Annotated in this window: 15 protein-coding genes; 3 read left to right on the top strand and 12 right to left on the bottom strand. The window is 36.1% G+C overall.

Annotated elements, in window-relative coordinates:
- The first annotated feature begins 115 nt into the window (after positions 1 to 115).
- Complete coding sequence (locus tag MHH66_RS22290) at positions 116 to 886, top strand: SDR family NAD(P)-dependent oxidoreductase (RefSeq protein ID WP_063219318.1); 771 nt, start codon at positions 116 to 118, stop codon at positions 884 to 886.
- 78 nt (positions 887 to 964) lie between these two features.
- Here the strand turns inward: MHH66_RS22290 and MHH66_RS22295 are convergent, their stop codons facing one another.
- Complete coding sequence (locus MHH66_RS22295) at positions 965 to 1,420, bottom strand: N-acetyltransferase (RefSeq protein WP_063219319.1); 456 nt, start codon at positions 1,418 to 1,420, stop codon at positions 965 to 967.
- Between the two features lie 291 nt (positions 1,421 to 1,711).
- Complete coding sequence (locus MHH66_RS22300; protein ID WP_063219320.1) at positions 1,712 to 2,206, bottom strand: Lrp/AsnC family transcriptional regulator; 495 nt, start codon at positions 2,204 to 2,206, stop codon at positions 1,712 to 1,714.
- Positions 2,207 to 2,412: 206 nt separating this feature from the next.
- On the opposite strand from MHH66_RS22300, the gene MHH66_RS22305 reads away from it, so the two are divergent.
- Positions 2,413 to 3,324, top strand: a complete 912-nt coding sequence (locus MHH66_RS22305; RefSeq protein ID WP_078184521.1) for a DMT family transporter — start codon at positions 2,413 to 2,415, stop codon at positions 3,322 to 3,324.
- Between the two features lie 33 nt (positions 3,325 to 3,357).
- Here the strand turns inward: MHH66_RS22305 and MHH66_RS22310 are convergent, their stop codons facing one another.
- The 10 genes from MHH66_RS22310 to MHH66_RS22355 all read right to left on the bottom strand — a co-directional run bounded on the left by MHH66_RS22310 (position 3,358) and on the right by MHH66_RS22355 (position 11,888).
- Complete coding sequence (locus MHH66_RS22310) at positions 3,358 to 3,840, bottom strand: PRK06770 family protein (protein ID WP_002063949.1); 483 nt, start codon at positions 3,838 to 3,840, stop codon at positions 3,358 to 3,360.
- Positions 3,841 to 3,928: 88 nt separating this feature from the next.
- Positions 3,929 to 4,333, bottom strand: a complete 405-nt coding sequence (locus MHH66_RS22315) for a nuclear transport factor 2 family protein (RefSeq protein WP_078184520.1) — start codon at positions 4,331 to 4,333, stop codon at positions 3,929 to 3,931.
- Positions 4,333 to 5,133 (bottom strand): MBL fold metallo-hydrolase, encoded by an 801-nt coding sequence (locus MHH66_RS22320; RefSeq protein WP_078184519.1) that lies wholly within the window; start codon positions 5,131 to 5,133, stop codon positions 4,333 to 4,335. The genes MHH66_RS22315 and MHH66_RS22320 overlap by 1 nt, the downstream gene beginning before the upstream one ends.
- A 182-nt stretch (positions 5,134 to 5,315) precedes the next feature.
- Positions 5,316 to 5,720: a DoxX family protein gene (locus tag MHH66_RS22325; protein ID WP_001077748.1), complete on the bottom strand. Its 405-nt coding sequence runs from the start codon at positions 5,718 to 5,720 to the stop codon at positions 5,316 to 5,318.
- Positions 5,721 to 5,873: 153 nt separating this feature from the next.
- Positions 5,874 to 6,947, bottom strand: a complete 1,074-nt coding sequence (locus MHH66_RS22330; protein ID WP_078184518.1) for a DUF871 domain-containing protein — start codon at positions 6,945 to 6,947, stop codon at positions 5,874 to 5,876.
- 50 nt (positions 6,948 to 6,997) lie between these two features.
- On the bottom strand, positions 6,998 to 8,362 hold the full coding sequence (locus MHH66_RS22335; RefSeq protein WP_063219326.1) for a PTS transporter subunit EIIC: 1,365 nt from the start codon (positions 8,360 to 8,362) through the stop codon (positions 6,998 to 7,000).
- Positions 8,363 to 8,385: 23 nt separating this feature from the next.
- The gene (murQ, locus tag MHH66_RS22340; RefSeq protein ID WP_002125454.1) at positions 8,386 to 9,270 is read right to left on the bottom strand and encodes an N-acetylmuramic acid 6-phosphate etherase; all 885 of its coding nucleotides are present in this window, start codon (positions 9,268 to 9,270) and stop codon (positions 8,386 to 8,388) included.
- Between the two features lie 155 nt (positions 9,271 to 9,425).
- Entirely contained in the window at positions 9,426 to 10,289 is an 864-nt protein-coding gene (locus tag MHH66_RS22345; protein WP_002010793.1) for a MurR/RpiR family transcriptional regulator, read from the bottom strand.
- Between the two features lie 17 nt (positions 10,290 to 10,306).
- Entirely contained in the window at positions 10,307 to 10,636 is a 330-nt protein-coding gene (locus MHH66_RS22350; protein WP_078178214.1) for an outer surface protein, read from the bottom strand.
- A 124-nt stretch (positions 10,637 to 10,760) separates the two neighbouring features.
- Positions 10,761 to 11,888 (bottom strand): cation:proton antiporter, encoded by a 1,128-nt coding sequence (locus MHH66_RS22355; RefSeq protein ID WP_078184517.1) that lies wholly within the window; start codon positions 11,886 to 11,888, stop codon positions 10,761 to 10,763.
- Between the two features lie 289 nt (positions 11,889 to 12,177).
- Here MHH66_RS22355 and MHH66_RS22360 point away from each other — a divergent pair, with 289 nt between their 5' ends.
- Positions 12,178 to 13,581 (top strand): amino acid permease, encoded by a 1,404-nt coding sequence (locus MHH66_RS22360; RefSeq protein ID WP_002029953.1) that lies wholly within the window; start codon positions 12,178 to 12,180, stop codon positions 13,579 to 13,581.
- Positions 13,582 to 13,653 lie beyond the last annotated feature (72 nt).

Below are 13,653 nucleotides of genomic sequence, written 5' to 3' on the forward strand. Positions count from 1 at the left end.
TACTCTCATATATTTTACTGCCTTATCCAAATTATAAAAAACATTTGACTTAGAGTATACTCTAACAAATACAATCTAACCATGATAAATTAATTTGAATTTAGGAGGCTTTTATATGAAATATACTGTTATTACTGGTGCTAGTTCAGGAATTGGCTATGAATCCGCTTTAGCCTTTGCATCTCGCGGAAAAAACTTAATACTTGTAGCTCGAAGACAAGCAGAATTAGAAGAATTAAAATTGAAAATTAACGAAATGCATCCGGAATTGGATGTTGTCATTCGAAGAACTGATTTATCAGTCACTGAAGAAGTTTATAAATTTTATGAAGGTCTACAAAGTTTTCAAATTGAAACGTGGATTAACAACGCAGGTTTTGGTAATTTCGCCTCAATTGCTGAACAAAATTTAAACAAGATAGAAACGATGTTGCATGTAAATATAGAAGCACTAACAATACTATCTTCCCTTTTCGTTCGAGATTATTCAATGACCGAAGGAACACAGCTTATTAACGTTTCATCAGGCGGTGGATATACGATTGTTGCCAATGCTGTTACGTATTGCGCTACGAAATTTTATGTAAGTGCATTTACAGAAGGACTATCTCACGAACTGAAAGAACAAGGTGCAAAACTACAAGCAAAAGTTTTAGCTCCTGCTGCAACTGAAACAGAATTCGCAAAACGTTCATTTGATATTGATGAATTCCAATACGATAATGTTGTACCAAAATTCCACACTGCAAAACAAATGGCACAATTTATGCTCGACCTTTATGATAGCGATAAAGTTGTAGGACTTGTCGATGGTTCTACTTATAACTATGAGCTTAAAAATCCCATTTTTAATTTTGCAGTGAGACAAACGAATTCAAATTCTTAACAACATCTCATTTCTGATTAAAATATAGATACCCACTATTTCTTAAATAATAGTGGGTCTTTTTTCTCTCTAAAAATTTCACCCCACATACCGTATCATCGCCACCTCATCACAATAATCAACTTTTGGACAATGTCTACAATCAATCCACACTTTTTCTGGCAATGCTTGTCTATTCACAAAATCAAACCCGCACTTTTGAAAAAATTCTGTTTCATATGTTAAAGAAATTACCCTGTTCACTTTTATCTTTGCCGCCTCATTCATTACATGATTCACTAACTTACGCCCTATCCCTTTTCCTGCATATGTATGCGAAACTACTAACGATCGTACTTCTGCGAGATCCTCTCCTAACACATGCAAACCAGCAACTCCAACGACTTCCTCCCCTTCTTTCATAACATATAAACATTGTAAATATTGATAGAGAGACAAAAGAGAACGCGGCAAAACAACTCCTTCTTTTGCATACATTTCAATGAGATTATAAATTTCTTTCACATCACTTGTAACCGCATTAAAGATTTTCATATTATATCCCCTTGCCCCCAGCATTAATATTTATAACATTATATGAATTTTAATTCATAATTTCATATAATAATACATCTCTCTTTTCTCTCCGTCAATCACTTTTCTGAATTTTATCCCGCATTAACGGGCAGTAAGACTCCCACCTCAAAATTCGGCTGAAGCAAAGAAGGTAGGTGGGAGTCGGGCTGCCCCTAAACGCCCGATTGGTGAAGGCTAATAATCAGTGGTGGATGAACAAAACCCCCACTGATTAAAGTTTCACTTTACATAAACAAAAAACCAAGCAACTTAATCGATGCTCGGTTCCTCATTTCGTATCGGCAATACCGTCGAATATTTAATTTCACGAAGTGCTAAACTCGTCTGTATACGTGTAATCCCTAATTTATTTAGTTTCCTAATAAAATGCTCCAGTTCCTTACGATCACGATTTGCAACTTTTAATAAATAATCATACTCTCCTGTTAAACAGTGACATTCTAACACTTCAGGCATAGATTCTAATTCTCGTTCTAACACTTCAAGCTTTTCATACTGATGAATATTCGTGCTCATAAAAATGAAACATAATAAATCAAATCCAAGCTTTTCTTGATTTAAAATTGCTACTTGCTTATCAATGAATCCTTCCCCGTCTAATCTTTTTATTCTTGCATGCATCGCAGCTGGTGATAAATTAACGCGGCGTGCTAGTTCTGCATTACTTACTTGTGACTCCTTCTGCAATATATCTAAAATTTTCACATCCAAATCATCAAGCACTTTAATAACAGATGACTCCATCAAAATTCCCCCTTTTTTCTTACCGACGATTATTCGAAGAAACATCTCATAACTTATATAAAACTGAATGTTTTTCTGTAAATAAGATTTCTAACGAAACATTTTATCGAGTTTTTACCATTATACAAAAGAATATATTAGATAATAAAGAAAAATGCTAAAATTATTTACAAGTTCATTCTTATTTCAACAAAGGGGTTTTTAGTATGCCTTATTTTTACGTCTTTTTACTATTATTAACAAGCTTATTATGGGGAGGAAATTTTGTCGTTGGGAAATCACTTGTCGATCATGCGTCTCCGATGACACTGACAAGTTTAAGATGGATGATTGCGATTGTTTGTTTATTACCACTCGTATGGTTTAAAGAGAAGAAAATTATTCCACCGCGTGCTGCTATAATCCCGTTAGTAATTATGGGAATTACAGGCGTCGCCCTTTTCAACATTTTTCAATTTTTAGCACTAGAAAAAACATCCGCAACGAATGTAGGTCTTATTTCTACATTGAACGCTATTTCAATTGCATTATTTTCTGTGCTGTTTCTAAAAGAAAAAGTAAATATGCTTCAAATTCTTTCTATGATTCTTTCATTTTTCGGGGTTATGCTCGTCCTTTTAAAAGGAAATTTCGCACTTTTATTTTCACTACATTTTAATAGCGGAGATTTATGGATGATGGCGGCAGTATGTATTTGGGGTATTTATTCTGTTTCTAGTAAATGGGCGACAAAAACAGTTACACCGCTAATGGCGACGTTATATTCTGGTATTTTCGGCGTCATTTTATTGCTTCCATTTAACATAGGAAGCTTCACTGTTTCCAATATTAATTCTTCCTTCATAACATCACTTTTATATACAGGACTCGTTTCAACGGTCCTTTGTATGGTATTTTGGAACATTGGTGTACAGAAATTAGGAGCTACTACATCGGGCGTTTTTCTAAATTTCAATCCAATTTTCACAGCTATTTTAGCATTTATTTTCCTTGGAGAAGAACTAACATGGACTCAAATTTTCGGGACAATTATCGTCGTTACAGGGTGCTATTTATTCTCTCATTTTAAAACTGTTTCTCCTCAGACGACTAGAGCTTTAGTACGAAAGCATTCTTAATGAAAAAACATCACCACCAGAGTGGCGATGTTTTTATTTACCTTTCATTTCTTTCACATACTGTTTTTCTTCTTCTGGCGATAAACGTTCTGTTGCCTTTCCGGTATCACCACCTTGAATTTCCCACAAAAAGTTATGATCCTCAACCGTTTGTGAAAAATCCCCTTTCTCCCAGCGCTCTAAAGTAGAAAGTAGCTTTGCTTTATATTTAAAATTTGTACTGCTTTCTACTGCGTTCTTCGCACTACGAATTTCCTTATTTGTCATTTCGATAAATCCCCATTTATCAGAGGATTTCACTTTTTGATGTACCATCCTATGCATTGTAGAAATAATTTCATCTTCACTAGCTTGTTGCTTCTCTTCCTTTGCTTTCTTCCCTTGTTGATCCATTACTTTTTGTACTTTAAGGCTCTTCTCCTCCTCCTCTATATAATTAAGAAGTTTAGTAACACCGAATACAGCTCCTACCGCAATTACAATCATTGTAATTGTCCCTATTATCCATTTTTTCATATTATGTACTCCCCATTCCCCCTAATAATTACATAAACAAATGGAATCGCCTGCACATAGTCGATTCCATTTGTTTCCTTATTTTATTTTAAGCCTTCATCGCTTCTCGTACAATGTAACTGTCCACATATTGCTTAAATTTCACGATTTTTCCATTTTCAAGCTGCCATACATGAACAAATTCCGCCTCAAATGATTTTCCCGTCTCTTTATAAACTCCTGAGTAAACACCTTCAGCAATAATCACATCTTTTCCGTTTACTTCATGGTACGTATTTACACTCGCTTTATAATCATCCCATTCTGATCCTAAACGACTAAATACATTTTCCATTATAGCTTCTGTACCTATATACGTTCCGCCGTACGGAAAACCTGCTGCCTCTGTCCACTCTACTTTTTCAGAGAGAGCTTCCGCTAAATGTTTTGCATTTGAAGAAGATGGTCCTTCATATGTGCTTCGAACAATTTCTAAATTTGTTTTTTGTACCATTATTTTTTCACCCCAAATGCATTTGCCGCTAAAACAAGTCCAATTTCTAACGCTTTAACGCGCGGGAATCGTTCCTTTATTGCCGTCTGAATTTCTTCACTTGAAGGATTTCCTGCAAGAACTTCATCAAATGCAACTAAATATTTACGAGTATGTTTAATCGCGTCTGCTGTATTTGGTACGTCATAATCACGATGACCCGCTACAACAATTTCAGGATGAAGATTTTCAAGTTCACTTAATGTTTCTAACCATTTATGACGAGCTTCAGCATCTGTTTCTAACGTCCATACGAAAGTATTGTTATAAACGATATCGCCTGTAACAACGGCTTTTAATGATGGAATCCATACATAACTATTATTCGGTGTATCACCTTGCAAACTACCTTTAATGATTAAATCATTTCCCTCTAAAATCAATTTCTCTTCTGTTAATTCCTCTGGAACAATTGGTTGATGAGGAACATTATGCCCAATAGATGGTTTCCACTGTTCCACTTTCTTCTCAAATGTGTTACGAATATCTTCAACAGTATTCCGTAATGCAACAATCTTCGCTTCTGGAAATGCTTCATGTAATACATTTAATCCAAAATAGTGATCTGGATGGAAATGAGTCACATAAATATGAGTTAAATTCTTTCCTGTTTCAATAATTTGAGCTGCTAAACGGTGCGCATCACTTAATAAAAATTGTGCATCGATAAGAATTGCATCTTTTTCTCCGTATACAATTGTGGATGTAACTTGAAATGCTTGCTCAGATCCTGTAAAAACCTCTAAATGTAATTTTGACATGTTATTTCCTCCACTTTTTATTTACTCTTTTATATTCCTTTATTCTTTAAGCTTTATTCTAGTTGTAACTAAGTTAGTTACAACTAGAATAAAAAAATATACGAATCATTTTATTACTAATCGACTTGGTGTAATCATTATAGTTACACCAAGTCATCAAGTCAACACTAAAAAAATAAAATTTACTTCGTTTTCATTACTTTCTCTTTTAAGAAACGATCTACATATCCTTCTGCTTTTACAACAAATAAATACGCACCCATTGCTAATAATGCAAGATCTAATTCATACCCTGGATTCTTTCCATCCCCTAATAAACCTGCTGCTCCATTTACCTTTACGATAGCTCCAGCCAAAATAAGAGCGAATAACAATCCTACATACCTCACGCCTAAACCGATAATTAATAATATACCACCAACTAATTCAACTGTTGCTACGCCATATGCAAGACCACCTGGTAAACCGATGCTTGTAAACCATCCTGCTACGTTATCTATACCTGATTGAAACTTTGCTAAACCGTGTGCAAAGAATGTCACTCCTAACACGATACGAATAATTAAATTCCCAATATATTGATTCATTTTGAACTCTCCTTCTTTGTTTTGTTATGGTGAACATTTATTCACAAGACAAAACAATACGGTATTTCTTTTCATTCGTCAAATGCTTTTTTTAAAGAAAACAAAAAACATTATCCGTTTTACGAATAATGTCTTTTATAAAATAGCGCTAATTCAAGCTTTTACTTTATCACACAGAAAAAGTTGAAACTTTTTTCCAGCACCAATATAAGGCAATAACGGTACGTCCTCTTCCACAACCATTCCGACAACATTCACTTTCTCATCTACAGGTAAATCATTTACAGCAACTTGCATCTCCCCAGCATATCTACCGTACAATTCATTATCAATTGTAAGACTGCCTCGTTTTCTTGAAATTGTATTCATCGGTTGTAATGCAACTTTATTTTCTTCTCTTGATTCTACAGAGCGAATGACATCACGTGCTGGATCTAATCTATTCGTATGCACTTTCTCTACCACTTTTAATACTTCATTTTCATTTATAAATGGCTCATATCCCAGCGGAATAATCCCTCTACTCGCACTTGCTATTTCTTGTACACTTTCTAAACTCCCGCTTATATCGCCAATTAAAACTTTATCAACAGCACAATCTTGCACAAGTTCTAAATATGCTTGAAGCGGGCGCATATAGCGGTGCTTTTCTAAAGTTGGTAAACCCTCATATAACGGACCGCGTTTTTCACCATCTCCCGGAATAAACGCCATCGTTTTTATTCCGCACTCATGTAAATATTTATTTTGTTTTTGCAAAAACGACTTTGCTAGTCCTGTTTCTGGACGCGGATAAAAATTATGCCACGCTTCTACTCGATCTACTCGTATATTTTCCGCAAGTAGCTCTTTCCAAAATGATTCTGTAATCGTACTCGCATTTAAAGCTACCTTCATCTTATGAGATACACGTGCGATTTCTTTTGGCGTAATACCGTAATCCATTCGTAAACCCGTAATGCCAAAGTCTAATAACTCTTCCACATTTTCATAAGTCATCCCTAAATGGTTTAACGATTTTGGAGAGACATCAACCATTAATTCCATTTCATTTTCGAGAGCTTGTTTCCCAAGTATTTGAATTAACTCCTTATACGTATTCGGATCATCTTCTGGAATGTGAAGAGATGTAAAAATAGATGAAAATCCGTTTTCTTTCGCTAGTTTTAACCATGCTTCTTGTTTCTCTACTCGCTCTTTTGAAAGATAAATTGAAACTCCTATCATATAAATCTCTCCTTCTATTAATATAAAAAAAGAGAAAGGAATCCCTTTCTCTATATGTTTTCTGCCATTTCTTCTTTAAAGCCGAAGAAGTACGTAAAGATGAATCCGAAAATATATGCAACTACTAATCCAAGGAAATATAATAAATATTTATTATCAGCAATTAACGGAATTAATGATAATCCTGATACACCTATTCCGAGTGAAGCCGTTTTCATAACAGCTTGGAATGCACCACCGACAGCCGCTCCTAAACAAGCAGTAATAAACGGTTTCCCAAGTGGCAATGTAACCCCGTATAATAGCGGTTCGCCAATTCCTAAAAATCCTACTGGTAATCCACCTTTAATCACATTACGAAGGCGTTTATTTTTTGTTTTCACATAAATCGCAATTGCTGCTCCTACTTGCCCAGCGCCAGCCATTGCGAGTACTGGTAATAAAGGCGTTACGTGCGTTTGATTAATAAATTCCATATGAATCGGTGTTAAACCGTGATGTAATCCGACCATTACGAGAGGTAAAAATGTTCCGGCAAGCACAGCTCCAGCAAATGCTCCGCCAACATTTAAAATTGCATTAATACCGCTTGTAATACCATCAGATAAGAAGCCTGCTACTGGCTGAATCGCTAACATCGTTACTATACTTACAGCTAATACAGTAATAAGCGGTGTTACAATAATATCAACTGCATTCGGCACTGCTTTTCGTACTCTTCTCTCAACTACTACCATAAGCCATGCTGCAAAAATAACTGCAAACAATCCGCCCCGCCCGGGTACCATTGCTTCACCAAATAATTTCACATTTGCCATCGCTGGATTGAAAATTAAAATACCCGCAATCGCTCCAAGAACTGGTGTCCCGCCAAATTCTTTCGCTGTATTCCAACCGACTAAAATCCCTAAAAATGTAAAGATACCGCCGCCAATAAGTAGTAACATTTGTAGCCATGTTGCATTCGGATCAGCACCTGCGTTTTTTGCGAAGTTAGCAACTCCATTTATAATTCCTGACGCAACAAGCCCCGGAATTAGCGGAATGAAAATACTTCCTATTTTTCTTAAAAAGTTTTTCACTGGTGTATTATTTTTCTTCTTAATCTCTGACTTCATCTCTTGCCCAAGATCTTCAAGGTGGTGATCTGCCACCTCACCAATTCGCAGTCCCGTTAAACCTTCCATCTCAGCTGCTACTTTATTTACTGTCCCTGGTCCAACAACAACTTGAAGTGTTTCATCTTCAATAACGCCCATAACACCTTCAACCTTTTTTAAAAGGTCCATGTTCACTTTACTTTCATCATGAAGCGTTAATCGTAACCTCGTCATACAATGAGCAATGCCACGAATATTTTTTACTCCCCCAAGCTGCTCTGAAATTTCTTTGGCCATTCTCTCTTCTTTCTTCATAATAGAATCCCCCTCCCCAAAGTTTAAAGTGCTTTCTTCACAAATCCTTTCGCACCTTTTAATTTTTCTAGTGCTTCCCCATATTCACACTGTAGTAATATCATAACGATTGCAGCTTTCACATTTCGATCTGCTTTCTCATAACACTCTGTAGCTACTTCATAACTAGCGCCTGTCGCTTCAACAATAATTCGTTTTGAGCGTTCTACCAATTTTTCATTTGTAGATTGAACATCTACCATTAAGTTTTTATATACTTTCCCTACACCAATCATAGACGCTGTAGAAATCATATTGAGTACTAACTTTTGCGCTGTGCCAGCCTTCAACCGTGTTGAGCCTGTTAATATTTCTGCGCCTGTTTCCACTTCCACATTTAGTTTTGCATATTTACTTATTTCAGCATTTTTATTACAGGAAATACTAGCTGTACTTGCTCCCATGCTACTTGCATATTTCAATCCGCCAATTACATAGGGTGTTCTACCACTTGCTGCAATTCCAATAACCGTATCTTTCTCGTTTAATCCAATACTTTTTAAATCTTCTTTTGCTAACTCTTCACGATCTTCGGCACCTTCCACCGCCTTAGTAAACGCTTTCAATCCACCTGCTATAAATCCTTGAACCATGTTATCATCTGTTCCAAATGTCGGGGGACATTCTACTGCGTCTAAAATGCCTAAACGGCCACTCGTACCAGCCCCAATATAAATTAAACGGCCTTCTTCTTCAAAAGACTTAGTAACAATTTGTACAACCTTTTCAATTTCTTCTATTTCATTTTCAACTGCTAACGCAACAGTTCGATCTTCTTCATTCATACTTTGTAAAACTTCTTTTATACTCATCTCATCTAGATTCATCGTTTTCTCATTACGGTGTTCTGTCGATAAATTCTCTAACATATTGCCACCCTCTTCGAAATTATATTTCACACTTTTATTATAACTTTAAGAAACTAAAAATCAATAACTCTTTCTTATTTTATGAAATAAAATTTCACAACATGACATATTTGTGTCCAAGATAATAAAAAAGATGAGTCTCCCCATCTTTTCTTCTACTTCAATTTCCGTAACCGTAATGCTTCTTCTCTCGTCTCCATAAATTGATCTAATACTTTATTACCAATTCGATTGAAAGTAATCACATATAAAGCATCAATCATATTCAGTTGCGTCATTCTCGAAGCAATACTCGCAATGCGATGGTCTTGCTCTACATCCGGCATACAAAGGCGAATATCTGCCGCTTTATATAAAGGAGATGATTGGTCTAGCTTCGTAATCGCAATAACTGTAGCTCCTCGCTTCTTCGCATATTGTGCCATTTCAAGTACATCTTTCGTACGACCAGAAGTTGAAATCGCAACAAATATATCGCCCTCTTTTAAATTCGTCACAAGCGGCAACATCATATGAAAATCAGATAGCATCATCGCTGTAAACCCGAGCCTTGTAAATTTATAAGCCCCGTCCATCGCCGGAGTAGCTGATCCGCCTACTCCGTAAAATATAATTTTATCTGCATTTACAATACGATCTGCAGCTTTCTCAAGTTCCTTTTTATCTATCGCAGTAACGCTCGCCTCAATTGCAGCTTTATTCACATATGTAACTTTATTAAACAAATCGTACGGTCCATCTTCCGTATTCATCACTGAAAAATCATTAATATTATAATCAGCAATCGTTAATTCACGAACGAGCGCGATTTTAAATGATTTAAAGCTCCCAATCCCAATCGACTTACAAAAGCGAACAACACTTGCCTCACTTGCGCCTGCATTCGTTGACACTTCTTTCGTCGTTAAGTTCGGAACAATTTCTGCATTCTCCATTATGTACATGGCAACCTTCTTTTCGGCTGGTGAAAATTGATCCATATTACTTTCAATTTTAAATAGTAATGTTGAAGCTTTCACTATTTAACCTCCACTTCTTATGGTTGCGTATATTCTCTAATATCATTTGTATCATATAGATAAAAACCATCATTGCCAGGTGGATGGTGAACAATTACAGTTCGATCCCCTTTTTTATATGACGTTATTTCACCTTCAGATCGCTGTTTTTCCCATCCATGTATCCAAATTGCAAAGTCAGGTACAAAAGCAGTGTACTTATAGTCTTTCGGATTTTCGTCTTCTACATAGGAAGAAAAAATAGAAATTGGAAAATTTTTCACTTTCGACTCTTTCCATGCAGTAAATGGTATACATAGTGCAATAAGTATGATTACACCTATAACTTTCCCCTTTGTAATCTTCACACTTCCCTCTCCTTGTCATATCACATACATAGATTTTATCATAATTACAATCCATTCATGCTACATGACCACTGCATTTTGCAATAAAAAAAGAGCTTACCTACATCAGATAAGCCCTTCCTCTCTATACAAAATACTTCTTCAAAAGCGGCGGCGTAATAATTGTCGTCAATATAACAACAATGACAATCGCTGTGAAATTTTCTTTCGCTAACAAATTCGCCGCAAGTCCATTTGCTGCGATGATAAGCGCCACTTCTCCGCGCGAAACCATTCCCGCACCGATACTAATAGAAGATTGAAGGTTGAATCCTGTCAGTCTTGCGCCTAAACCTGATCCGATTAACTTTGTGAATATCGCAATAAGAGTCATGATGATAATGAACCAAAGCTGGCTTCCTATACCTTGAAATGTAATTTCCATTCCGATACTTACGAAGAACACTGGAACAAATATTGCATAAGCAATTGGTTCAATTTTATGTTCCACTTCATGCTTATACTCTGTTTGAGAAATGGCAATTCCAGCTGCGAATGCTCCAATAATACCTGCAATCCCCATCAGTTCACTGTAATACGAAAAAGAGAAACAAATAATAAGAGCTGCACTAATTAATGCTTCTGTTACGCGAAGTGGTACGAGCATTTTCATAATCCATGGAACAACTTTCCAAGAGATGAAAACAATACTTACAAAAAAGATAATTTTCTTTGCAATGACTAGCGTTACATTTACATCTTGTGTACCTAAAAAACTCATCACAAATGCTAATAAAATAACGACAATTACATCATCAAATACAGCTGCACCTAAAATCGTCGTACTTTCTCTCGTATTCATTTTCCCTAAATCTCTTAATGTTTGAACAGAAATACTAACCGAAGTGGCACAAAGTAATAACCCTAAAAAGATCGCATGCGACTGTAACATTCCAAACGCAAGTCCTGCTAAATACCCACCAAGGAATGGGAAAATAATTCCTCCCATCGCTACTGCGAATGCAGATTTTAAATTACGATTTAACTCTTCTAAATCAGTTTCGAGTCCTGCCATAAACATAAGTAGCAAAACACCGATTTCGCTAAGCTCATCAATAAGTTCTGAACTATTAATAATACCTAGCACAGCAGGACCGATAATAATACCAACGATTAATTTACCAAGTACAGAGGGCTGGCCAAGTCTAACGCTAATATCACCAGCTAATTTCGTACAAAGTAAAATGACGACAAGTTCAAAATAAAATAACATAACATCTTCTCCTACTATAATAAAGTAAAACTTTAATCAGTGGATTATTCTTCATCTCTACTGATTGTTAACCTGCATCTATTTCTGCACATAGTTTCTCCTTACAACCGGCTTTTTATTTGTTAAAATTTTATTTGACAAAATATTCTGAATTATAATAAGATTAACCCAGAAATTTTAAAAAACTACATACCATAACTGTATTTTCATTCACTTACATACTCTTTTCCAATGGGCTCGTACTATATTCGCAGTTATGGAAATGAAAACTAAAGGAGGAGAGTTCAAAGTGAAGTCATTATTACGAAAAAAAGCACTTAGTACTGAATCACCAAGACAGCTAGATCGAACATTAACGGCACTCGATTTAACGTTTTTAGGAATCGGCGCCGTAATTGGGACAGGGATTTTTGTATTAACAGGTATCGTAGCGGCAAAACATTCTGGCCCTGGTATTATGCTATCATTCCTTATTGCTGCATTTACTTGTGCTTGTGTAGCCTTTTGTTATGCCGAATTTGCTTCTTCTATTCCTGTCTCAGGAAGTGTGTATACTTACGCATACATGACAGTCGGGGAAGTCGTCGCCTTTATCGTTGGTTGGTGTTTAATGCTCGAATATTTACTCGCTGTTGCAGCGGTAGCTGTTGGCTGGTCTGGATACTTACAATCATTGCTTCAAGGGTTCAATATACACCTTCCCACCATTATTTCCTCGGCCCCTGGTACAGGGAAAGGTGGTCTCATTGATTTACCAGCTGTTTGTATTTTACTTCTCATTACTGGTCTTTTAAGTTTTGGTATACGCGAAAGCGCACGCATTAATAATGTTATGGTCCTTATCAAATTAGCAGTTATTATCGCCTTTATCGTAGCAGGCGCAAAATATGTAAAACCTGAAAATTGGACACCGTTCATTCCATTCGGGTACGACGGTATTATTACTGGCGCTGCCACTGTCTTCTTCGCCTTTTTAGGTTTTGATGCAATCGCAACTGCGGCAGAAGAAACGAAAAAACCGCAGCGTGATTTACCAATTGGCATTATCGGTTCCCTTCTTATTTGTACAGTTTTATACATGATCGTATCTTTCGTTTTAACAGGTATGGTTCCTTATACACAATTAGATGTTTCTGATCCAGTTGCATTTGCACTACATTTCGTTGGTGAAGATACTATTGCGGGGCTACTTGCAGTAGGTGCGATGACAGGAATGACAACCGTTCTTTTAGTCGTTATGTATGGACAAGTTCGTGTTTCTTATGCAATGAGCCGAGACGGCTTACTCCCAAAAGCTTTATCACGCGTAAATAAAAAAGTAAAAATCCCTTTATTAAACACATGGATTACTGGAGTATTTGCAGCTTTATTAGCAGGACTTTTAGACCTACATTTACTAGCGAATTTAGTAAACATCGGTACGTTAACAGCCTTCACATTCGTTTGCTTTGCTGTACTTATTTTACGGAAAACTCATCCTGATTTAAAACGAGGCTTCCGCACACCACTCGTACCTGCACTACCGGTTGTCGCTATTCTTTGTTGTTTATATTTAATGACTAATTTGTCCAAAACGACATGGATCAGCTTTTCATTTTGGCTTATAGTCGGTTTATGCGTATACTTCTTCTACTCTAGAAAACATAGTCATTTAGCTACTAAAAAAACAAATGATGAGAAAAAAGAAGTATAAAAAAATAGCTCGCCTATAATAAAGGCGAGCTATTTTCATTAACGATTGTAAAACGAAAAATATACCGATCAA

The sequence above is a fragment of the Bacillus sp. FSL H8-0492 genome, assembly GCF_038006145.1.
Taxonomy (GTDB): Bacteria; Bacillota; Bacilli; order Bacillales; family Bacillaceae_G; genus Bacillus_A; species Bacillus_A mycoides.